We start from the raw sequence: 20,690 nt of genomic DNA, 5'->3' as shown, positions 1-20,690 counted from the left end.
CTCCAGATCCCGCACCTTCGCCCACAGGTGGTTCACCATCCCCGACCGCTGGACCATCGCCCCCTTCGGACGCCCCGTCGACCCCGACGTGAACATCACATACGCCAGGTCGAGCGGGCCGCCCCCGGTCACCGGGAGTCCGGCGTCGCCTCGCGCGTCGGCGGGGTCGGTGAGCGGCAGCGCCACGACGTCCGCCTCCGGGGTGTCGAGCCCGGCGCCGAGGAGGAGGTGGCGGGCGCCGCTGTCCCGCAGGAGTCCCGCGTTGCGGGCGGCCGGTGCGGCCGGGTCCAGCGGCAGATAGGCGCCGCCCGCGGCGAGCACGCCCAGCACGCCCGCGACGAACGGGACGCCGGGCTCGGCGAGCAGGGCGACGACCGCGCCGGGACCGGTACCGGCGGCGCGCAGGCGGGCGGCGACCCCGGCGGCGCGGGTGAGGAGCCCGGCGTAGGTGACCTCCTCGGTGCCGTCGGAGACGGCTACGGCGTCGGGCGACTGGGCGGCGACGTCCCGGACCCGCTCCACGAGCCCCTCGTAGCCCGCCTGTTCGGTGTCCCGGTCCCAGGTGCCGAGCAGTCCGAGCCGTTCGCCGGGGGCGCCGATGCCGATGCGGCCGACGGGGTGGTCGGCGGGCAGGGCGGCGAGGTCGCCGAGGAACGTCTCGAAGCGGGCGAGGTGGGTGGCCAGCTCGTCGGACGTGTAGAGCTCCGGGTTGCCGTCGAGGTGGATCTCCATCGTGCCGTCGGCGGTGTTGAGGACGGTGATGATGAGGTCGTTGACGATGCCGGTGGACAGGTTCACGACGGTGCCCCGGCAGTCGGTGCCGAAGGCGAGCGCCGGGTCCTGGTCGAGGACGTTGATGAACGGCCCGAAGGGGCGCCGGTCGTCGGTGCGCAGGCCGATGTCGCGGCGGACGCGGTCGCCCCGGTAGCGCTGGTGCTTCAGGGCGCCCGACACCTCGACCCAGGTCTGGCGCAGCAGCTGGGCCGGGGTCATGCCGGGGTGCACGGGCACGGCCAGGGGCAGGTAGTTGGCGAGCATGCCGGGGATCTCCCGGCTGGCGGCGCCGACCCGGCCGGTCACCGGCAGGGTGAGCAGCGGCCGGTCGACGCCGGTGGCGTGCCGGGTGTACGCGGCGGCCGCGGCGACCAGGACGACCGGCAGGGTCACCTTGCCGTCCCGGGCGAGGGCGCGCAGGGCGTCCGTGGCCTCGGTGCCGAGGCGGGCGGTGTGGCGCAGTGCGCTGCGGCCTGGGGCGGGCTGCCGCGTGGAGAGGGAGACGAGTTCGGGCGCCGGGCCGCGGGTGGTGTCGGTGAGCCGCGCGGTCCAGTGGGCGCGGTCGCGTTCGACGTGCCCGGAGCCGAGGTAGTCGCGTTCGGCGTCCAGGAGCCGGTGGAAGGGCGGCATGGCGTCCGCGTCGAGGTCGTCCGGGCGGGCGCCGGCGGCGATCCGGGTGTAGAGGGCGGCGAGCTTCGGGTAGAGCAGGGCGCGGCTGAACCCGTCGGCCAGGATGTGGTGCATGCACAGGTAGAGCAGGTGGTGCTCGGGGCCGAGCCGGATGAGGGCGCCGCGGAACAGCGGGAAGTCGGTGACCTTCAGGGGATCGGCGTGGTCGGCGCGCATCCACGCCTCGGCCGCGGCGAGCGGGTCGGCCTCGCCGCTGAGGTCGAGGGTCTTCAGGGGGAGCTGGGCGAGCGGCCGGACGATCTGTCCGGGGGCGCCCTCCTCCTCGACGAACTGCACGCGCAGTCCCTCGGCCTCGTGTCCCAGACGCCCGAGGGCGCGGCCGAGCACCTCGGTGTCCAGCGGTCCGCGCAGGTCGATGTGGTCGGCCATGTTGTAGCCGAGCGGCCCGGTGGCGAACTGCTCGTCGAACCAGATCTCCGCCTGTGCCGCGGTGAGCGGGAGGACGGCGCCTCGGTCTGTCGTCATCGTTCTTCTCTCCGTCATGCTCAGCGCCTCAACCCATCCGTCCGCTCGTGCCGTTCATCCGGAGACCGGTTCGAGTCCGGCCGTCGCGCCGGTCCGTGCCGGCCGGCGGTCGGCGGCCGGGGTGAGGCTGTCCGGGCCGAGGGCTTGGGTGACCCAGTCGTCGTGGTAGACGGTCTCCATGTAGCGCTCGCCGAGGTCCGGGGAGATGGTCACCGCGGTGACCTGCTCGCCCGCCCGGCCCGCGGTGTCGCCGTGGTGCCGGTCGAGCCAGGTCAGCGCGCCGGTGACGGCGGTGCCGGTGGAGCCGCCGAAGGAGAAGCCGTGCCGCGTCAGTTCCCGGCAGGTGCGGACGGTGTCCGCCTCGGGGACGTGGACGACGGCGTCGACGAGGGACTCGTCGAGCAGGGCGGGCCGCACGCTCGTGCCGAGGCCGGGGATGTGCCGGGTGGCCGGGGGTCCGCCGAAGGTGACCGAGCCGACGCTGTCCACGGCGACGATCCGCACCGAGGGGCGCCGCTCGCGGAACCAGCGGGCGCAGCCCATCAGGGTGCCCGTGGTGCCGGCGCCGACGAACAGCACGCTCAGGTCGGGGAACTGCCGGGCGATGGCGGGCGCGGTGGTGCGGTAGTGGGCCATCCAGTTGCCGGGGCTGAGGTACTGGTTGAGCCAGACCTTCTTCGCGTCGTCGGCCAGCAGCGCCTTGACGTGGCGGATGCGGGCGCCGAGGAAGCCCTCGCTCTCGTGCGGCTCGGTGACGACGTGCACCTCCGCGCCGAGCGACTCCATGGTGCGCCGGGTCACGGCGTTGCAGCGGGTGTCGGTGACGCACAGGAACCTGAAGCCCCGGTTCGCGGCGATCAGCGCGAGGGCGACGCCCATGTTCCCGGAGGAGGACTCCACGAGGGTCGAGCCGGGGCCGAGGGCGCCGGCGGCCTCCGCCTGCGCGACCATCTCCCGGGCCGCCTTCAGCTTGATGGAGCCGGCGAAGTTGAATCCCTCGACCTTGAGAAAGAGCCGACGCCCGAAGAACGGTTGCAGATTCACGAAGAGGTCGCTGACATCGAATTCATGCGACGCGGATATAACCGGCACTGGCACTCCTGGCCTTCGGCGACGAATGAGCCTCGGCGCCCAGCCTGTCGCCGCGCGCTGACGCAGTGCTGACGGTCTGCTGACGGGGGTCCGGCGGGTTCCGGGAGGGCAGGGCACCTGCGGCGGCGCCGGGTGCGCGATGACGGGGAGGGCGGCGCCGGTGTCAGTGGGCCGTCAGTTCACGGTCAGTTGAGCGTCAGTGCCATCGGAAATCGTCGTGCGGTCGGAATTTCTCCCGGCTTCCGCCCGTCCCACAGCTCTTTTGTGAGGAGCACGGCTTGAATCGGCCATCAGCCATCAGTGAAGTCCTTCCGCTCTCGCCTTTGCAACAGGGCCTGCTGTTCCTCGCGGAATTCGACCGGGAGGGGACGGACCGCTACACCCTTCAGCTGGTGGTGGACCTCGAGGACCTGACCGACGCCGGCGCGGAGGCGCTGCGCGGGGCGGCGGCGGCGCTGTTCGACCGCCATCCGCAGCTGCGGGCCTGCTTCCGGCACCGGCGGTCCGGGGAGGCCGTGCAGATCGTGCCGAAGGCCGTGGAGCTGCCGTGGCGGGAGGTGGACCTGGCCGACGCGGACGACGCGGAGCTCGACCGGCTGGCGCGGGAGGACCGGCTGCGCCGGTTCGACCTCGGCCGCCCGCCGCTGCACCGCTTCACCCTGCTGAGGGCGCCGGGGGGCCGTGCCCGGCTGCTGTGGACCGTGCACCACATCCTGGTCGACGGCTGGTCGATGGCGACGCTGACGCGGGAGCTGGCACGGTACGCGGCCGGGCCGGGCGAGCCGGCGCCCGTGCCGCCCTACCGCGCCCATCTGTCCTGGCTCGGCACCCGTGACCGTGAGGCGGCCCGGGCGGCCTGGGCGGAGGCGCTCGCCGGGGTGTCGGAGCCGACCCGCCTGGTGGTGGACGACGGGACCGCCGACGCCCGGGATCTGCCCGAGCGGATCCCCGTCGAGCTCGCCCCCGACGTCGCCGCGCGGCTCACCGGGTTCGCCCGCGCCCGGGGCCTGACCGTCAACGCGGTCGTCCAGGGCTGCTGGGCCCTGCTGCTGTCCCGGCTGACCGGCCAGGACACCGTGCTGTTCGGCGCGGTCACCTCCGGCCGGCCGGCCGAACTGCCCGGCGTCGAGGACATGGTGGGCCTGTTCGCGAACACCCTGCCGGTGCGGGTGGACGTGGACCCCCGGCTGACCCCGGCGGAGCTGTTCGCCGCCGTGCAGGAACGGCAGGCCGCGCTGCTGCCGCACGAGCATCTGACGCTGGCCGAGGTGCAGCAGCTCACGGCGGTGCGCGGCGAGCTGTTCGACACGGCCCTGCTGTTCCAGAACTATCCGATGGACCGCTCGCCGCTGACGCCGTCCGAGCCGGGTTCGGGCCCCCGGGTGACGGGCGTCGACATCCACTCGGCGACCCACTACCCGCTGACACTCACGGTGTTCCCCGGCACCCCGTTCGGCCTGGCCGTCGACCATCTGCCGTCACGGGTCCCGGCCGCCGCGGCCCGCGCCCTGGGGCTGCGGCTCGCGCGGCTGCTGGAGGCCGCGGTGACCCGCCCCGACGAGCCGTCGGGCCGTCTCGACATGCTCCTGGACGACCGCGAGTACGCCCTCGTGCTGACCGGGCGCAACCGCACCCGCACCGACCTGCCCGGCCGCCTTCCCGCCCCGCTCCTGGAGCGGTGGGCCGGGCGCACACCGGACGCCCCGGCGGTGCACTGCGGCACGGAACGCCTCACTTACGGCGAACTGCTCGCCCGGGCCGACGGGTTGGCGGCGGCCCTGCGCGCGGCGGGCGCGGGCCCCGAGCGGGTGGTGGCGCTCGCCCTGGACCGTTCCTGCGACCTCGTGGTGGCGGTGCTGGCGGTCCTGAGGACCGGTGCCGCCTATCTGCCGCTCGACCCCGACTATCCGGCGGACCGGCTGCGTCACATGCTGGCCGACGCCGCCCCGGTGGTGACGCTCACGCACCGCCGGGTCGCGCCGCTCCTGGCGGACGTCTCGGCCGGCACGACCTGGGTGCTCGACGGGGAGGGCGTCCCCGAGGGGACACCGGCGGACGGCGGGGGCCCGGTCACCGACCCGCGCTGCCCCGCGTACGTGATCTACACCTCCGGCTCCACCGGGCGGCCCAAGGGCGTCGTCGTCCCCCACGAGGCCCTCGCGAACCTGGTCCACGACATGGCGGGGCGCCTCGAGGTCGTCCCCGGGGACCGCTTCCTGGCGGTCACCACCTTCGGGTTCGACATCGCCAACCTGGAACTCCTCGTCCCGCTGGCGGCGGGTGCCGAACTCGTCCTCGCCGACCGGGAGACGGTCCGCGACCCGGCCGCCCTGGCCGACGCGATCACCTCCACCGGCGCCACGCTGATGCAGGCCACCCCCAGCCTCTGGCAGACCCTCACCGCCCGGCACGCGCCCGCGCTGCGGAACCTGCGCGCGCTGGTCGGCGGCGAGGCGCTGCCGGAGCCGCTGGCCCGCGCCCTCGTCACGCACTGCGCCTCGGTCAGCAACGTGTACGGCCCCACGGAGACGACCGTCTGGTCCACGGCCGCGCCCCTCGCCCCGGCGCTCCAGGGACCGCCCCCCATCGGCGAGCCGATCTCCAACACGGCCGTGTACGTCCTCGACCCCGCGCTGCGCCCCGCTCCGGACGGCTCGTTCGGCGAGCTGTACATCGGGGGGACGGGTCTGGCCCGCGGCTATCTGGGCCGCCCGGCGCTCACCGCGGACCGGTTCGTCGCCGACCCGTACGGCCCGCCCGGCAGCCGCATGTACCGCACCGGCGACATCGTGCGCCGCTCGGCCGACGGCACCGCGCTGGAGTACGCGGGCCGCAGCGACCACCAGGTGAAGATCCGCGGGCACCGCGTCGAGCTCGGTGAGATCGAATCCGTGCTGGGCGCACTGCCCGGCGTCGAGCGGGCCGTCGTCACGGCCCGCCCCGGCCACGGCGGCGAGGCCCGCCTGGTCGCCTATGTCGTACCGGCAGGGACCGACCGCGACCGGCTGCGGGAGCGCGCGTCCGCGGTGCTGCCCACGCACATGGTCCCTGCCGTGTACGTCCCCCTGGACACGCTCCCGGCCACCCCGAACGGCAAGGTCGACCGCAAGGCGCTGCCCGACCCGCCGGAGGACCGCGGCGGCAGCGGCCGCCCGCCCGCCACGGCGCGCGAGGAGCTGCTGTGCGCCGCGTTCGCCGAGGCGCTGGGCGTCGAACGGGTGGGCGCCGACGACGACTTCTTCGCGCTGGGCGGCCACTCGCTGTCCGCGGTCCGGGTCGCCAACCGGCTGCGCGCGGAGCTCGGCGTGGACGTCCCCGTGCGCACCCTGTTCGACACCCGTACCGCGGAGGCGCTGGCCCGCGCCCTGCCGGGCGCCCCGCGGACGCCGGGCCGGCCCGCGCTGCTGCCCGCGCCGCCGGAGGACCGGGCGGCGGCGCCCCTGTCGTACGCGCAGGAGCGGCTGTGGTTCCTCAGCCGGATGGGTGTCCCGGCCGGCACGTACAACATCCCGCTCGCGGTCCGGTTCACCGGTCCGCTCGACCCGGCGGTGCTGGGGCGGGCGCTCGCGGACGTGGTGGCCCGGCACGCGTGCCTGCGCACCGTGTTCGTGGAGAGCGACGGGCTTCCGTCGCAGCTGGTGCTGTCGGCGCGGGAGGTGGCCGGGGCGGGCGCCGCCCTGGAGGTCGTGGGGCTGCCCGGGGAGGAGGCGCTCGCGGGGGCCCTGGCAGAAGAGGCGGGTCACGCCTTCGACCTGTCGGCCCGGGTGCCGCTGCGCGCCCGGCTGTTCACCCTGGACGCCGGCAGCCACGTCCTGGCTCTGACGCTGCATCACATCGCCGCGGACGGCTGGTCGCTGGAGCCGCTGGCCCGGGACCTGGCGTCCGCGTACCGGGCGCGGTTGGACGGCCGGGCGCCGGACTGGGCCCCGCTGCCGGTGCGGTACACGGACTACGCGCGCTGGCAGCGGGAGCTGCTCGGCACGAGGGACGACCCGGACAGCCTCGCCTCCGGCGAACTCGCGCACTGGAAGCGGGTGCTGGAGGGGCTGCCGGAGGAGCTGGAGCTGCCCGCCGACTTCCCGCGGCCCGCCCGCGCCTCCGGGCGGGGCGGGAGCGTGGCCCGTTCGGTGCCCGCCGAGGCGCACGCCCGGCTCGCCGGGCTGGCGCGGCGCTCGGGCGCCAGCCTCTTCATGGCCGTGCAGGCGGGACTCGCGGCACTGCTGACCCGGCTGGGCGCGGGCACCGACATCCCGCTGGGCAGCCCGGTCGCGGGCCGCGCCGACGACGCGCTGCGCGACCTGGTCGGCTGCTTCGTCAACACGCTCGTGCTGCGTACCGACACCTCCGGCGACCCCACGTTCACGGGGCTGCTGGAGCGGGTGCGGGAGACGGACCTGACGGCGTACGCCCATGCCGAGCTGCCGTTCGAGCATCTGGTCGACGCGTTGAAGCCCACTCGTTCCCTCGCCCGGCAGCCCCTCGTCCAGGTGGTGCTGGCGTTCCGCAACGCCGCCGACCCGCTGCAGGCGATCGGCGGGATCGCGGCCGCGGTGGAGATGGTGCCGTCGGCGACGGCCAAGTTCGACCTCTCCTTCGAGGTGACCGAACGGGCCATGCCGGACGGCACCCCGGACGGGCTGGAGATCCTGCTGGAGTACAACGCGGACCTGTTCACCGAGGCGACGGCGGACCGGATCGCGCGGGCGCTGGCCACCCTCCTCGACGCGGCGTCCCGCACTCCCGACGCCCCCGTCGGCACGCTCGCGCTGCTCACCGCCGAGGAACGCGACGCGCTGCTGACCTTGCACCAGGGGCGGGTCCGGCCCCGGCCACCGGTCACGCTGACCGACCTGTTCGAGGCCCACGCCGCGAAGGCGCCCGACCGTCCGGCGCTGGTCGTCCCCGGTGCGGCTCCCGTGACCTACGGCGAACTGGACGCCGAGGCCGGCCGGCTGGCCCGGCGGCTGCTGGGCCGGGGCGTCGGCCCCGGCGACGTGGTGGCCCTGGCCCTGCCCCGCTCCCCGGACACGGTCGTGGCGCTGCTCGCCGTGCTGAAGACCGGCGCGGCCTATCTGCCGGTGGACCCCGACTACCCGGCCGAGCGGATCGCGTACATGCTGCGGGACGCCCGCCCGGCCGAGGTGCTGTCCGTCCGGGCGGTCGCCGGCCGGCTGCCGGGCGTGTCCCCGCTGCTGCTGGACGACCCCGCCGGGCGGGACGAGCGGGCCGCCGCTCCCCCGGCCGTCCGCCGGGCGGGCCCGCGGGACACGGCGTACGTCATCTACACCTCGGGCTCGACCGGCCGGCCCAAGGGCGTCGGCGTGCCGCACGCGGGCGCGGCGAACCTGGCGGCCACCCTGCGCGAGGGCCTGGGGGCGGGACCGGGGACCCGGGTCCTGCAGTTCGCCTCGTTCAGCTTCGACGCCACCGTGTGGGAGCTGGCCGCCTCCCTGTTCAGCGGCGGCACCCTGGTGTTCGCGACCGCCGAGAGCAGGCTGTCCCCGCCGCTGCTGGCCGGGCTGATCGCCGAGAACGCGGTGAACCACGCGATCCTGCCGCCCAGCGTGGTCGCCGGCTTTCCCGACCCGGCGGCGCTCCCCCGTGACCTGTGCCTGCTGGTCGGCGGTGAGGCCTGCCCGCCTTCGCTGGTGGAGCGGGTGGCCCCGCACGTCACCCTGCGCAACGCCTACGGGCCGACGGAGACGTCGGTCTGCGCCACCTGGAGCGACCCGCTCACCCCGGGCGGCAGGCCCCCGATCGGCCGCCCCCTGGACAACGTCCGGCTGTACGTCCTGGACGCGGCCCTGGCGCCCGCGCCGGTCGGGGTCACCGGTGAGCTCTGCGTCGCCGGGGCCGGACTCGCGCACGGCTACCTGGGCCGCCCCGGCATCACCGCCGCGCGTTTCGTCGCCGACCCCTACGGCCCGCCCGGCACCCGGATGTACCGCACGGGCGACCTGGTCCGCGTGCTGCCCGACGGCAGCCTCGACTACGTGGGCCGCGCCGACCAGCAGATCAAGCTGCGGGGATTCCGGATCGAGCCGGGCGAGATCGAGGCCGCGCTGACCCGGCACCCGGTGGTCGCACAGGCGGCGGTCGTGGCGACCCCGACACCGGCCGGCGGGAAGCAGCTGACCGGGTACGTGGTGCCGGTCGCGGGTGTGGCCGGCGTCGACGCCGCCGCCGTGCTCGGCCACGCGGCCGGGTTCCTGCCGGCCCACATGGTGCCGGCGGCCCTGGTGACCCTCCCGAGGCTCCCCCTGACGACCAACGGGAAGCTGGACGTGCGGGCTCTCCCGGCGCCGGGCGCGCCCGCCTCCGGGCGTCCCTCCCGGCCGCCGCGCACGGCCGCCGAACAGGCGCTGGCGGACGTCTTCCGCGAGGTGCTGGGCCTGGCGGAGGTCGACGCCGACGGGGACTTCTTCGCGCTGGGCGGCGACAGTCTGCGCTCGGTGCGGATCGTGTCCCGCGCCGCCAAGGCGGGCCTGACGCTCTCCCTGTCGGACGTGTTCACGCACCGGACGGTGGCGGCACTGGCGGCGGCCTCGGAGCGGCGGGCCCCGGTGGAGGAGGGTGACGACGAGGGCTTCACGGCCCTGCTGCCCGTGCGTCCCTCGGGCTCGCTGGCACCGCTGTTCTGCGTCCACGGCGGGGTCGGCTTCGGGCTGCCCTTCGCCGGGCTGGCTCCTCATCTGGTCCCCGAGCGGCCGGTGTTCGCGCTCCAGTCCGACGGCGTCGCCGCGCCGGCCGGCGCCTGGTCGCCGCCCGCCGACGTACCGTCCCTGGCCGCCCTCTACGTCGAGCGGATCCGGGGCGTCCAGCCCCACGGGCCGTACCACCTGCTGGGCTGGTCCTTCGGCGGTCTGGTGGCGCACGAGATGGCGGTACGGCTCCAGGCGGACGGTGAGGAGGTGGCGTTCCTCGCGGCGCTGGACGTCTGCCCGGTCGCACCGGAGGACCCCGTGGTGTCCGACGAGCGGATGCGCACCGCGTTCCTGGAGCATCACGCCGCGGGCCGCGCGGTGGACGAGGCGGAGCTGGAGCGGCTGATGACCGTCATGCGCCATCACACCGGCATCGCACGGCACTTCACGCCCGGACGGTTCGACGGCCCGCTGACCCTGTTCGTGGCCGCGGACGAGCAGGACGCCCCGGTCGCCGACCCGGCGGCGCGCTGGGAGCCGTACGTGGACGGGCCGGTCGTGGTGCACGAGGTCGGCTGCGGGCACGAGGAGATGCTGTCCGGGGAGCCGGCCCGGCTCATCGGCACGCTCACGGAACGGGCGCTGCGCCGGACCTGACCCGGCCCGCGCACACGAAGGCGCCGGCGGCCCCAGGGGGGTCGCCGGCGCCTTGCCGTGGCCGCCGGTTCAGCGGTCCCGCGGGCTCACAGCGACGGGTCCTGCATGAGGATCGCCTGGTACGTGCTGTGGAGCCGGCGCGACGGCTTGAGACCCAGCTCATCGTCGAGCCACTTGCGGGTGCGGTGGAAGATGTCGATCGCCTCGGACTGCCGCCCGCAGCGGTACAGGGCGATCATCAACTGCTCGCTGAACCGCTCGCGTTCCGGGTACTGGGCGAGCAGCTGCTTCAGCTCGGCAACGACGACCCCCGCCTCGCCGGCCTGAAGCTGAGCCTCGATCAGGTCTTCCCTCGCGGTCTTGCGCTGTTCGTCGAGACGCAGGGCGACCGCCCGGCACCGCGGGCCGTCGCTCACGTCGAGCAGGGCGGGTCCCCGCCACATGGACAGGGAACCGCGCAGCAGGTCCCTCGCCTCGTGCGGCCGCTCGCTGACCAGACTCGCGCCCTTCTCCGCCGTCCGCAGGAAGCGGTGGGCGTCGAGGGCCTCCTCGGGCACGTCGAGCAGATAGCCGTTGTCCACCGTCCGGATGAGGGTCTGGTCGGGATCCTCGAAGCCGAACTCGGCCAGCGCCTTGCGCATCCGCTTGACGTTGGCCTGCAGGGCGTTGCGCGTGTTCTTCAGGGGGCTCTCGCCCCACAGTTCGTCGATGAGTTCGTCGAAGGCCACCACCTGGCCGGGGTTCAGTGCCAGCATGGTCAGCATGACGCGGATCTTTTTCGCCCGCAGACCGACAGTCCGCTGACCGTCCCCTATCAGCAGCGGGCCCAGTATGGAGATGTACACCAAAAATTCCCATCCCTATCCAAGAATTCGGCCGCGAGCTCCCACCTCGCGACTTCGGGCACAGCACGCGGAACAGCGACTCATTCCGACGGGCCCGACAAGGGAATTGCCTGGGAGTTACTCGAACTGATCAATTATCGAACATGTCCGAGTGGTTCGAAACTGTACCTTCGTACATGTGGTGATGGGCCTGAGCGACCAATCCCACCTGAAGGCGTGATTCCACTTCCAGCTTGGTCAGGATGCTCGCGACGTGCGCCTTCACGGTCCGCTCGGTGACCTCGAGGCGTGCCGCGATGCCGCGGTTGGAATGCCCGTCACCGAGGAGTGCGAAGACCTGGAGCTCGCGGTCCGAGAGCGTGTCTACGCGAGCGAGCTCGGCCTGCCAGCGCGCGGTCGGCAGGCCGTCGTCACCGTGCATGGATACTTCCCCCTGATCGCCCCGTTTTCCCCCGTCGTCGCGTCAGGGAAGTTGACGATTCACCCAGTGCATCGGCGGTCTTCCGGCGATCGCTCTTCCCCGAACGCGCGTCTGAGTGTACAACTCCCGCATCTTTCACCACAGGAGTCGCAGAGGCCGTGCACACAATTCACAGGATGATTAGCGAGTGTCCAGCGCAAAACATGACAGACATGACGGAAGGGGCGGCCCGTAAGGACCGCCCCTTCCGTCGCGACCGGGCCGCGCGGCGCCTCAGAGAATCGGCGCCCGCTGCACCAGCACCGCCGGGATCCTGGCCGGCCGGGCCTCGTCCTGGTGGGCCAGGCGCGAGGGCCACCAGGTCTTCCAGCCGAGGAGGGTGACCATCGACGGCAGGACCACGATCCGGATGAGCGTGGCGTCCAGCAGCACCGCGCAGGCCATGCCCACCCCCATCTGCTTCATCTCGATGAAGCTCAGCGAGGCGAGCAGCGCGAACACGCTGACCATCACCACGGCCGCGCTCGTCACCACGCCCGCCGTGCGCGTGATGCCCTGCTCGACCGCCTCACGGATGGGCAGCCCGCCACGGGCCGCCTCCCGGATCCGGCTGACCACGAAGACGTGGTAGTCCATCGACAGCCCGAGCAGGATCACGAACAGCATCAGCGGCAGCCACGCCACCACCCGGCCGGTGGACTCGAAGTCGAGGAAGCCCTCCGCCCAGGTCCGCTGGAAGATCAGCGCCAGCAGGCCGAACGAGGCGACCGCGGAGAGCACGTTGAGCACCACGGTGATCAGCGCGAGCACGACCGAGCGGAACGCGATCGCCATGACCAGGAAGGTCAGCAGCAGGGCCGCCCCGAGCACCCACGGCATCTTGTCGACGACGTTGGCCCGGTAGTCCACGTCGTACGCCACGTCGCTGCCGCCGACCGCGAACTCGGCGCCCTCCACCGCGCCCAGGGTCTTCGGCGCGATGTCCTCGCGCAGCGCCGCCAGGGACCGGCGCGCCTCCTCGGAGCTGCTGTCGAAGCGGGTGCCGACGGAGATCGTCGCGATCGTGCCGTCCTTCGAGGTGCGCACCTCGGGCGCCGGCGTGTGCACGAACAGGTCGGAGTGGCTGGTGCGTTCGACGAGCGCGCCCACCGCGTCCTCCAGGCGGTCCTTCTGGCCGGCCGGGACCCGGACGGCGACGGTGTGGGTGTCGGCCTGGCTCGGGAAGGACTGCGTCAGCCGCTCGTTGGCCTGCATCGCGGGGATGGACCGGGGCAGGTCGTCGACGCCGGTCGCCTTCAGCCTCAGGTCCAGGGCGGGCAGGGCGAGGGCGAGCAGGGCGCCCACGGAGACCACCAGGGCGATCACCGGGTGGCGCAGGGACGGCTTGAGCATCGCCGACCACAGCCGCGGCTTGGTGCCGGCCCGCTGGGTCAGCCGCCACACCAGCGGCACCCGCGGCCGGTCCAGGTAGCGGCCGAACTTGGAGAGCATCGCGGGCAGGACGGTCAGCGAGGCGAGCATCGCGATCGCGACGACCAGGACCGCGCCGGTCGCCATCGACTCGAAGGCGATGTGCCCGGCGAGGTACAGGGCGCCCATGGAGACCATGACGACCAGTCCGGAGACCATCACGGAGTGCCCGGAGGTGGCGGAGGCGATCTCGATGGCGTCGATGTTGTCGGCGCCCAGGGCCCGCTCCTCGCGCTGCCGCTTGAGGTAGAACAGCGAGTAGTCGACGCCGATGGCCATGCCCATCAGCACGATGATGTGGGTCACCGGCCCCGGGTCCGCGACGAGTTGGGAGGCGACGCCCCACAGGCCGAGGCCGGCGAGCACGGACGAGATGCCGAGGATGACGGGGACGCTGGCGGCGACGATGGCGCCGAAGACGAACACCATCACGATCAGGGTGACCGGCAGGCTCAGCCCCGTCGCCCGGCCCAGGTCCTCGGAGAGCATGTCGTCGAGCCCGGCCTTGATGGAGCCGGCGCCCACGAGTTCCACCCGGACGTCGGAGTGCGCGTCCCCGACCTTCGTGACCCGGTCGATGAGCGGCTGCACCCGCTCGCTCGCCGTCTCGGGGTCGCCGGAGAGCGTCACCGGCACCAGCAGGGCCGAGCCGTCCGGCGCGGGGACCGGCTTGCCGACGGAGGCGACACCCTCGGCGCCGCGCAGCGCGTCCGCCGCCTCCCCCGCGGCCGACCGCGCCGCCTTCTGGTCGAGCGCGCCCTCGTAGGGCGTCACCAGGATGTTCTCCACGGCCCGGTTCTCCAGGCCGCCGCTGCGGGCCAGTTCGGCGGCCCGCCCGGACTGCCCGATGGCCAGGTCCGAGACGGTCGCCGACCGTGTGCCGGTCATTCCTCCGACCACCAGGGCGCCCAGGACGAACACCACCCAGAGCGTCATCGCCCACCAGGGGTGGACGGCGCTCCAGCGAGCGGCCCTGGTGATCAGGTTCCTGCCTCCCACGATTGCTTTCCCCTTCTCGAATGGATCGCCCGGGATCACGGACACATGACTCGGTACGAAATTCCGGCCGTTGATTACCGCGCGCTTCTGCCTGTCGAAAATCTACGGATGACCCGGCGCGCGATCACGGGTACAAGTACTCCGATTCGAGGGGGAGTTTTCTCTACTTGACACCCCGGGTGGCCGACATGGCGGCGGATTCTTCCGGCGGCATGTCATACCACATCCGCGATGACACGGAAAAGGGGCCGCCGCCGAGCAGGGCGACGGCCCCCGCATATCCGGAGGGCAGTGTCAGGTCCGCGACCGTCCAGGGTCCTGGCAGGGTGCCGGTGGGGTCGCGGACGACGGCCTGGGAGTGCGTGTGCGCCACCGGCACGCCCATGCCCTGGGCGAGCCGGCTGCCCGACGCCTTCACGCACGCCTCCTTCCGCGTCCAGAAACGGACGAAGGCGCCACGCCCGGCGCGCTCCACCATCTCCCGTTCCGCTTCCGGGAAGAAGCGCCTGGCCAGCCGGGTCACATCGAGGTCGGGGCGGGCGTACTCCACGTCCACGCCGACCGGCCGGGGCGCCAGCGCGAGGAGCGCCAGCTCGCCCGAGTGGGACAGGCTGAAGTGGGTGTCCGCGGCGCCGTCGACGACCGGCTTTCCCCAGGGCCCGCGGGTGAAGCGCAGCTCCAGCGGGGACCGTCCGAGGCGGGCGCCGAGGATGACGCGGGCCGCCGCGTGCGCCCGTACGAAACGGCGTCGCATTCCGGGGAGTTTTCCCATCCGGGCCCGTGCTCTCTCCTGCTCGTCGAGGAGCCCTTCGAGAACCACGACACGGTCTTCCGCTTCCGGTTCGTCCGTCTCCCGGAGCCGGGTGGAACCGGAAGCGGAAAGCGGAATGCGCCACACCTCGACCCGTGTGCTCACGGGCGGCCCACCTTTCCGGTGTGCAGCCCCTGGAACAGATGGAGTTTCTGGATGTTCCGGGTGCCTTCCATGAACTCCACGCCCCGCGCGTCCCGTGCCAGTTTCTCCAGCAGCGGGTGGTCCAGCCGGGCGCCGGGCCCGAGCAGACCGAGCGCGGCGAGGGTGACGTCCTCGGCGACCTCGCAGGCCCGCGCCTTCGCGGCGGACGCCAGGTGCCCCGCCGAGGGCCGGCGGTCCACGGCGCGGGCGGCCCGGTACGTCAGCAGCCGGGCGGCGTCGATTCGGCGGCCCAGCTCCTCGTACGTCTCCCGCTCCGCGCCCCGCAGCAGCCGGCGGTGCCCGGCGACGTACTCGTGGGCGGCGCGGGCGATGCCGAGGGCGATGGCGGCGACGCTGGGCCGTAGCTGGTTGAAGACGGCCACGATGCTCCACATCCCGCGCCGGGTCGGCGGCAGATGGGTGCCCAGCACCTGCTCGGCGGGCACCCGTACCGCGTCCAGCGTGATGTGGGTGAGCTGGGCGCCGCGCAGCCCCACCGTGGGCAGCGGCTCGGCGCGGAAGCCCGGGTCGGCGGTGTCGACCAGGACGGCCAGCACCCCGAGCCGCTCGGTGCCCTCGACGCGCGCGAAGACGGCGCCGACGTCGGCGCGGGCGGCGTTGCCGACGTACCGCTTCGCGCCGTTCAGCACGTAGCCGCCGTCGCCCACCGGGGTGAGCGTGGCGGTCATCTCCCCGATGGCGGAGCCGCGTTCGGGCTCGGTCAGCGCGAAGCAGGTCCAGCGGGGCCGCTCCGCGAGCGTGCCGTACACCCGGTCGCGCTGCTCCTGGCTGCCGAGGACGCCGAGCAGCACCCCGCACATGGAGGCGCCCGGCGAGGCCAGCATCATGCCGGCGTCCCCCCGGGCCAGTTCCTCGCTCACGATCACGCGCTCCAGGGTGGGCATCCCGTGCGCGGGTCCGGCGCCGGCCGCGTCGCTCACCCGGTCCCAGCCGGGCGGCACCAGATGCCCGGCGAGGAACCGCACGGCGGGCAGGTCGAGGTGGCGCCGGATGGCGTCCGGGTCGCCGTCGAGCTCCAGGGCGTGCGCCCGCAGGTCCCCGGCCCAGTGGCGCACCTGATCCCGGGTGGCTGCCAGGGACGCGGGCAGTGCGCTCACGCCGGCTCCCCGCGGTAGACGTCGGCGAGCAGCTCCGAGGCGTGGGCGGCGGGGCCGGGGCCGTCCTGGGTGAAGCCGTGGGCGCCGAGCAGCCGCAGCAGGGTGCGGTCGGCCCGGGTGATCTGCCGCTGGAGCCGGTCCAGGGTGCCGTCCCCGCCGGGGCCGTCGGCCAGCTCCTCCAGGACGCCCTCGATCTCCAGGTGCTCGATGAGGACGTCGGCGAGGGTGCCCTTGACCATCTGCTGCATCAGCAGCGAGGTGCCCTCGACCTGCCGGGCGGCCAGGTAGGCGACGCACGCCTCCCGCAGCCGCTCGGACATGCCGAGCCGCAGCCAGGCGAGCCCGGTGCCCCACACGCGCGCGTCGGTCCCGTCGGGCGCCGCGGCCTGCACGGGGTCCGCGGGCCGCAGCACGGCCAGTCCGGGCAGCGGCTCGTCGTCCCGGCGTTCGTCGCGCCGGGCGTCCTCCGCCTCCATCGCGGCGAACTCGTCGAGCAGTTCCTTCGGCAGCACGGCGTGCCCGCGCGGCCCGCGCGGCGGCGCCTTCGGCGACAGGGCGCGCGTCAGCAGGGCCAGCGCGGGCACCAGCCCGTCCGTGCGCGCGCTGCCGCGCGCCTCCCGGCAGTGCTCACGCACCTCGGCCGGAACCGTCATCGGTGTTCCCCTTCCTCCCGGTCACCCGTGTCCGGGCGCAGTCGAGCGTGCAGTGCGCGAGCCGGCCGGGCCCCGGGTCGTGGTCGGCCACCACCACCGGGCCGGTGACACCCCGGCCCACCGCCTCCAGCAGTGCCGTCCAGACACCGGTGCACGGCAGTCCGGGCGCGGCGACGGCCACCGGCGCCTCGTACGAAGGCAGTTGGCAGGCGGCCTCGGCGAGCCGCGCGCCCGCCACCACCGGGACCGCCGGGTCCCATCCGGCGAACGTGTCCGGTTGCGCCGCGGGCCCCTGCCCCATGCCCCGGACGGGGGCCCCGCCGCCGTCCCACTCGACCAGGAGCGCGACGGCGGAGTCCGTGTGCGCGGCCGCCGCCTCCGGCACCGGGAACGGCTGGGTGCTCTGGTCGACGGTGAGCAGCAGCACCCGGGTGAAGTCGCGGCGCCGGGCGTACTCGACGGCCACCCGGAGCGCGCTGAACCCGGTCAGCGGCCCCTGGTCGGACAGCGCGAAGGCGAGCGGCCCGCCCGGCAGGCGCCCCTTCACACAGGACGCGACCAGCTCCGCGTGGACGAAGTCGGGCGTGGCGTACGCGGCCACGACGAGCTGCGGGGCCTGCCCGGCGTCCAGGTCGCCCAGCGCGTCGAGCGCGCCGAACGCCAGCTCCACGGAGCTGCGCCGGGCCGAGGCCGCGTAGCCCTCGCGGTCGAAGCGCAGCCCGTAGGGGGCGCCCAGCTCCGCGTAGAACGCCTCCAGCTCCGGATCCGGCACGTAGGGGGCCGCGGCGGCCCCGGGCGCGTACCGGGCCGCCCGGACGAGGCGGGGCAGGACCGGCGCGGCGCCGTCCGGCTCCGCCCGCCGTACGGGCGCTGCCGTGCGGAACATGCTCAGGCGTCCGCTTCGGCCGCGACGAAGTCGGCGAGGGAGCCCACCGTCTCGAAGTGGGTCATCTCCAGGTCCTCGGCGTCGAACTGCACGTCGAGGATCTCCTCGATGGTGATGAGCAGTTCCAGCGCGCTGCTGGAGTCCAGGCCCAGCTCGTCGAAGAGGCGCACGCCCTCGGCGGCCCCGGAGACGTCCTTGTTCAGCACCTCGCTCAGGCCCTTGCGGACGGCGTCCACATAGCGCTCGCGCTCGGCGCCGACCACGACTGCGGTGTTCTCGGTCATCTGTCGTTCTCCTCGCTGGTGCGGGTCGGTCTCGGGTGTCAGGGGGTGGTGTCGGTGCCGTCGTACAGGCGCTGGCCGCCGAGCATCGCCTCGACGTCGTCCCGTTCCCGGACGAGGTGCGCCCGCCCGTCCAGGACGAGGACCTCCGCCGGGTAGCCGTGGCTGAGGAAGTGCACGGGGGAGGCCGTCGGGCCGTACGCGCCGGAGCGCAGCACGCCGATCAGCTCGCCGGCCCGCAGCGCCGGCAGGGGGACCTTCTTGCCGATGACGTCGTTCGGGGTGCACAGCGGCCCGGTGATGTTCCACGGCTCGCCCGCCGGCTCGTCGAGGCGCTCCAGGGCGACGATGGGGAAGTTGCGCTTGACGTAGGAGCCGATGCCGACGGCCGCCATGTGGTGGTTGGTGCCGCCGTCGGTGACGGCGAAGTTCTCGCCCATCGACTGCTTCGTGTAGCGCACGCGGGTCACGTAGGTGCCGGACGCGGCGACCAGGAACCGGCCCAGCTCCATGATCATCCGGGTGTCCGGGTGCCGTACGGCGAAGGCGTCCACGACCGGGTTCAGACGGGCGGTGAGCTCGTCGAGGTCGAGGTCCTTCTCGTTGTCGAAGTAGGCGATGCCGAGGCCGCCGCCGACGTCGACCGTCTCCAGCGGGAAGCCCAGGTGCCCGGAGACGCGCTCGGCGAGGTCCAGGATGCGCCGGGTGTTCTCCACGACGGTGTCCTCGCCCAGGATGCGGGTGCCCAGGTACACCTGGACGCCCATGAGGCGCACGGCGGAGTACCGGGACGCGAGGCCGGGGCCCTCCGCGAGCAGCCGCTCCTCGTCGATGCCGAACTGGCGGGGCTTGCCGCCCATGGTCAGGCCCGAGCCCTTCACGGAGAAGGACGGGTTGACGCGCAGCGCGACCCGGGCGGTGACGAACTTCTCGCGGGCCACCTCGTCGATGAGGGCGAGTTCGTCGAGGGACTCGCAGACGATCGCGTGGATGTCCTCGTCGAGGCAGGCGGCGAGTTCGGCACGGGACTTGCCGGGGCCGAGGAAGATGATGTCGCGCGGGGCGACGCCGGCCCGGCGGGCCGTGACCAGCTCGGTCAGCGAGGACACCTCGGCGCGGGCGCCGCAGCGGTTCAGCAGCGCGCAGACCGAGATGTTCGGGTTGGCCTTCAGGGAGTAGAAGACCTCCAGCGACGGGTGCAGACGCTCGCGCAGCCCCTGGAAGCGGGTGGTGATCTCGTCACCGTCGTACAGGTAGAGGGGGGTGCCGTACTGCTCGGCGAGGTCGGTGACGCCGATGCCCTGCACCTCGAAGGCGTGGCTCACGTTCAGCTCCGATCCGTGTGGGCCGCGAGGCGGCGGGTGATGTCGGTGTCGAGGGCGGCCATCTCGGCATCGGAGCCGGCCACGAGGACGCCGTAGAGCCGGCCCTCGAAGCCGTCGTCCCCGGCGCCCGCGGCGGCGGCGTTCACCGTGGCGTAGTTGTTGACGAACAGGCCGCGCGGGCGCGGGCCGCGCTCGGTCAGCAGCAGCCCGTCCAGGACCTCGCGCAGCTCCGCGAAGGGCAGGGCGCGCCGGGGCCGCACGGTGAAGTGCCGTGCGACGGCGACCTCGTCGGGCCCGGCGAGGACCTCGTGGACGACGCTCTGGTACGTCGACATGTTGTTGCGGGCGTTGATCTCCACGACCGGGTACAGCCCCCCGTCGGGGTCGACCATGGCGTCCACACCGACCACCCCGAAGTAGCCGTCGGCGGCGAGGCGTTCCCCGAGACGGCCGGCCGTCTCGGCGACCTCGGCGACCTGTCCCCCGGTCAGCCGGGCGGGCATGCGGTGCCCCTTGTGGACGCCGTTCTCGGTGAGCAGCTCCTTGACGAAGTCGAAGTGCGTGGAGCCGTCCCGGCCCACCGTGAACTGGTAGTTGAGGTCGGCGCGCTTGGCGACCCACTCCTCGACGACGAGTGCGGTGCGGGGCTCGCCGCCCGCCGCCGCCCGCTCGGCCTGGGTGACGGCCATCCGGTGCAGCCGCGCGAGGCGCTTGTCGCTGTCGAGGACGACGATGCCCTTGCCGGACACCCCGAACGCGTCCTTGACGACGACTTTGCGGCCCGCCGCCAGCAGCTCCCCGGCCGCCGCGACGGCGTCGGCCAGCTCCGGGAGGGTCTCGCAGGCCCATCCCCGCGCCTGCCGGATGCCCAGCTCGTCGGCGAGACGGCGGCTGTAGACCTTGCTGTTGACCCGCTTGCAGACCGCGGCCGACGGGGCGGCCAGGGCCAGTCCGGTGCGCTCGGACAGCTCCTCCTCGACGGTGGAGACGCCGTGCCCGGTGAGCCGGGCGCCGCCGGCGGCCAGCTCGGACAGGGCGTGCAGCAGGCCCGGGTCGGCGAGGGCGTCCTCGCTGACGGTGCGGCGCGGGTCCTGCCCGGCCACCACGTGCACGGTGGGCAGGGCCAGACCCAGACCCTCCAGGTAGGCGCGGTAGCCGTCGTCGAGTGCCGTCTTGAGGACGACGTGGTCGTCCTTGCCGCCGAGCAGCAGCGCGAACTCGTCCATGCGGTTCACGACCGCGCTGCCGGCGTGCGCGCCGACGCGGGGCAGCGCGGGCTCACCGACCGCCCACTGGTTCTCGACCTCGAAGTTGCCCAGGAACACCAGGGGGGTGTCGGCGGCTCCGGTGACGGCGCGCTTGAGGCGCGCGGTGAAGCCGGCGGGCGGTGGTTGCATCTGTGTCGACCTCGTCCT

13 protein-coding genes are annotated in these 20,690 nt (G+C 73.9%); 1 reads left to right on the top strand and 12 read right to left on the bottom strand.

Going from position 1 to position 20,690, the window contains the following annotated elements; all coding sequences use genetic code 11:
- Positions 1-1,929 (bottom strand): condensation domain-containing protein (locus tag ADL34_RS23055; protein WP_159038969.1); only part of this gene is annotated, 1,929 nt, incomplete at its 3' end.
- Between the two features lie 54 nt (positions 1,930-1,983).
- A complete protein-coding gene (gene sbnA / locus ADL34_RS23050) occupies positions 1,984-3,021 on the bottom strand; it encodes a 2,3-diaminopropionate biosynthesis protein SbnA (protein ID WP_062668907.1) in 1,038 nt (345 codons plus the stop codon).
- Between the two features lie 278 nt (positions 3,022-3,299).
- Between sbnA and ADL34_RS23045 the strand changes: the two genes are divergently transcribed.
- A complete protein-coding gene (locus ADL34_RS23045) occupies positions 3,300-10,322 on the top strand; it encodes an amino acid adenylation domain-containing protein (RefSeq protein ID WP_062668908.1) in 7,023 nt (2,340 codons plus the stop codon).
- Positions 10,323-10,408: 86 nt separating this feature from the next.
- Here the strand turns inward: ADL34_RS23045 and ADL34_RS23040 are convergent, their stop codons facing one another.
- The 10 genes from ADL34_RS23040 to ADL34_RS22995 form a co-directional block, all read right to left on the bottom strand.
- Complete coding sequence (locus tag ADL34_RS23040) at positions 10,409-11,086, bottom strand: AfsR/SARP family transcriptional regulator (protein ID WP_062669084.1); 678 nt, start codon at positions 11,084-11,086, stop codon at positions 10,409-10,411.
- Between the two features lie 211 nt (positions 11,087-11,297).
- Positions 11,298-11,588, bottom strand: a complete 291-nt coding sequence (locus tag ADL34_RS23035) for a helix-turn-helix domain-containing protein (protein WP_062668909.1) — start codon at positions 11,586-11,588, stop codon at positions 11,298-11,300.
- A 273-nt stretch (positions 11,589-11,861) separates the two neighbouring features.
- A complete protein-coding gene (locus ADL34_RS23030; protein WP_062668910.1) occupies positions 11,862-14,057 on the bottom strand; it encodes an MMPL family transporter in 2,196 nt (731 codons plus the stop codon).
- Positions 14,058-14,220: 163 nt separating this feature from the next.
- A complete protein-coding gene (locus ADL34_RS23025; protein WP_234375080.1) occupies positions 14,221-14,811 on the bottom strand; it encodes a 4'-phosphopantetheinyl transferase family protein in 591 nt (196 codons plus the stop codon).
- A gap of 158 nt (positions 14,812-14,969) precedes the next feature.
- Complete coding sequence (locus ADL34_RS23020) at positions 14,970-16,130, bottom strand: acyl-CoA dehydrogenase family protein (RefSeq protein WP_062668911.1); 1,161 nt, start codon at positions 16,128-16,130, stop codon at positions 14,970-14,972.
- Positions 16,127-16,783, bottom strand: a complete 657-nt coding sequence (locus tag ADL34_RS23015; RefSeq protein ID WP_062668912.1) for a hypothetical protein — start codon at positions 16,781-16,783, stop codon at positions 16,127-16,129. The genes ADL34_RS23020 and ADL34_RS23015 overlap by 4 nt, the downstream gene beginning before the upstream one ends.
- Complete coding sequence (locus ADL34_RS23010; RefSeq protein WP_063892353.1) at positions 16,758-17,669, bottom strand: hypothetical protein; 912 nt, start codon at positions 17,667-17,669, stop codon at positions 16,758-16,760. Before ADL34_RS23010 ends, ADL34_RS23015 begins: the two co-directional genes overlap by 26 nt.
- 2 nt (positions 17,670-17,671) lie before the next feature.
- Positions 17,672-17,953, bottom strand: a complete 282-nt coding sequence (locus ADL34_RS23005; RefSeq protein WP_062668913.1) for an acyl carrier protein — start codon at positions 17,951-17,953, stop codon at positions 17,672-17,674.
- 38 nt (positions 17,954-17,991) lie between these two features.
- A complete protein-coding gene (locus ADL34_RS23000) occupies positions 17,992-19,275 on the bottom strand; it encodes a type III PLP-dependent enzyme (RefSeq protein WP_062668914.1) in 1,284 nt (427 codons plus the stop codon).
- A 2-nt stretch (positions 19,276-19,277) separates the two neighbouring features.
- Positions 19,278-20,672: an ATP-grasp domain-containing protein gene (locus ADL34_RS22995; RefSeq protein WP_062668915.1), complete on the bottom strand. Its 1,395-nt coding sequence runs from the start codon at positions 20,670-20,672 to the stop codon at positions 19,278-19,280.
- Positions 20,673-20,690: the final 18 nt, after the last annotated feature.

Source organism: Streptomyces sp. NRRL WC-3605, from assembly GCF_001509795.1.
In the GTDB taxonomy this organism is placed as follows: Bacteria; Actinomycetota; Actinomycetes; order Streptomycetales; family Streptomycetaceae; genus Streptomyces; species Streptomyces viridochromogenes.
This window is presented reverse-complemented; position numbering and strand designations above follow the sequence as displayed.